General features: G+C 41.2%; 2 protein-coding genes. Both read right to left on the minus strand.

Annotated features, from left to right (window positions below; translation table 11 throughout):
- Positions 1-372: 372 nt before the first annotated feature.
- Positions 373-1326 carry an IS110 family transposase gene (locus tag DW083_RS21865; RefSeq protein WP_122333824.1) on the minus strand — a complete coding sequence of 318 codons (954 nt, stop codon included), beginning with the start codon at positions 1324-1326 and terminating at the stop codon, positions 373-375.
- 348 nt (positions 1327-1674) lie between these two features.
- Complete coding sequence (locus DW083_RS23265) at positions 1675-1773, minus strand: DUF4248 domain-containing protein (RefSeq protein WP_370039556.1); 99 nt, start codon at positions 1771-1773, stop codon at positions 1675-1677.
- Positions 1774-1783 lie beyond the last annotated feature (10 nt).

Raw genomic sequence — 1783 nt, forward strand, 5'->3', positions numbered from 1 at the left:
TGAATAAAATATTCATCACATGACAAACTATAAATAGTAGAACTTAGAATACTAAAAAATCGAGTGCTCTATTATCCTAATTTGAACGACAGTTTTTGGACACCCTACCTGTAAGGGCGGCACCGGTAACATCCTGTGTCACAAGGTATCGCCCTTACAGATACTATGATAAAAAGCAAACAAAAAGGCTTTTTAATCAGTTAAAATACGTATATTTGCAGCAAACAATAAGAAGACTTCAGGTCCTGCTTCTTTTTGATCGGCTTAAAGACAGCTCTTCGAGCTGGAACAATAAGAAGACTTAGTCTCATCGTTCCCTGATGTCTTCGTTCTTCCCCACTGAAAATCGGGATCATACGCTTCGCCTTTTTTTCACAACACAAATACCAATATTAATAATTTCCTCATACCGGCAATAATCCCCTTACGTTTAATCGTTGGGTTTCGTTCCACAATTCGCTCATAAAGACCTTTTATGGGTTTATTACAACTGCAAGCTGATAGAGCCGGCATGTACAAGCATTGACGTAGATGGCTATTCTCTGTTTTAGATATCTTGGAGCGACCTTTCATTTGTCCCGATTCTTTTTCGGATATATCCAGACCAGCACAACTAACTATCTGTCTGAGGTTATTAAACGACGCAAAACCGTCCGTTTCACAAAGGATTGTAATGATTGTGATGACTCTGAGTCCAGGAATGCTTGTCAGCAATTTAACCCTGGCATCAAAGGCCTTATCTTCCTGTGAGACCCGGCAGATATCTTCCTCCATGATTCGGATAGACTTGTTTAAAAACAGGATTTGTTCGTCTTTCACTTTTAATACCTGTTCGGATATGCCGTAGGCATATTCCAGGGCATGTCGTTGATTTTTGGCTCGTGTCAAATCCAGTTTGAATGACAACATTTCACGACACATTTGACGTAACAAAAAGAACTTAGGAGTCATGGGTTTCCAGGCCGCAGGATTCCGTTCCAATCCGTAATTCGCTATCACTGAGGCATCACTCTTATCCGTTTTCGTTTTGATATTCTGGCTTTTTGCATAGTGCTTGATTTTATTGGCCAATACTACACTGACCTGACAGCTATTCTTATACAGATAATCTGTTGATTTTTCGTGATATACGCCTGTTGCTTCCATCGCAAAATCAGGTTTGATATCCGATCGTTTAGAACACCAATCCAGCAATTCCGAAAAGCCAGACTCGTTGTTGTTGAAACTACGAGTTCCTTTGATTACTTTACTGTCTCTTGATTTGTAACATACCATGAAGTGATCTTTAGACACATCAATCCCTACTACTGCTTTTAATGCTTTCATTTTCTCGTTTTTTTAACGAAGGGATTTCTCCTTGGCCTTTCCTCGTAAATAGATGCGGAATACAAGCATATAGCTTGTTTCCTGGATACTGAGGCTCTAAGAAGAATGATGTATGGGCGCAGAATCTGTAAGGCGATATACGTTTTTACGTTATATAGGGCTCGTTGCTATCCCCATACACCCCTTCTCGTTTTTGTTTACAAATATAATACTTTTTATTCGATTCTAATAATTCTTTGCAAACATACGAGGGCTCGAAGACAGGAGGTGATTGCTTTTAACCCAAGGCTCACGCCTTGGGCTGAGATCTGCCGGGCTTACAGCCCTAAGACAACGTCGCACATTATCTCACGGCTCCCCCAAATGCTCCACAATGCAAGCGACCATTTTGGGGGTGAAGCAGCGCATTCCCGGGCGGTAGCCTAAGGTGGTCAGTTTTTCTTTCAGGACGCCCTGG

It is taken from the genome of Parabacteroides sp. AF48-14, assembly GCF_003477465.1.
In the GTDB taxonomy this organism is placed as follows: domain Bacteria; phylum Bacteroidota; class Bacteroidia; order Bacteroidales; family Tannerellaceae; genus Parabacteroides; species Parabacteroides acidifaciens.

What these genes read in the sequence shown, in the direction of transcription:
- DW083_RS21865 (WP_122333824.1), bottom strand. Translation starts at nt 1,326, where the DNA reads ATGAAAGCATTAAAAGCAGTAGTAGGGATTGATGTGTCTAAAGATCAC.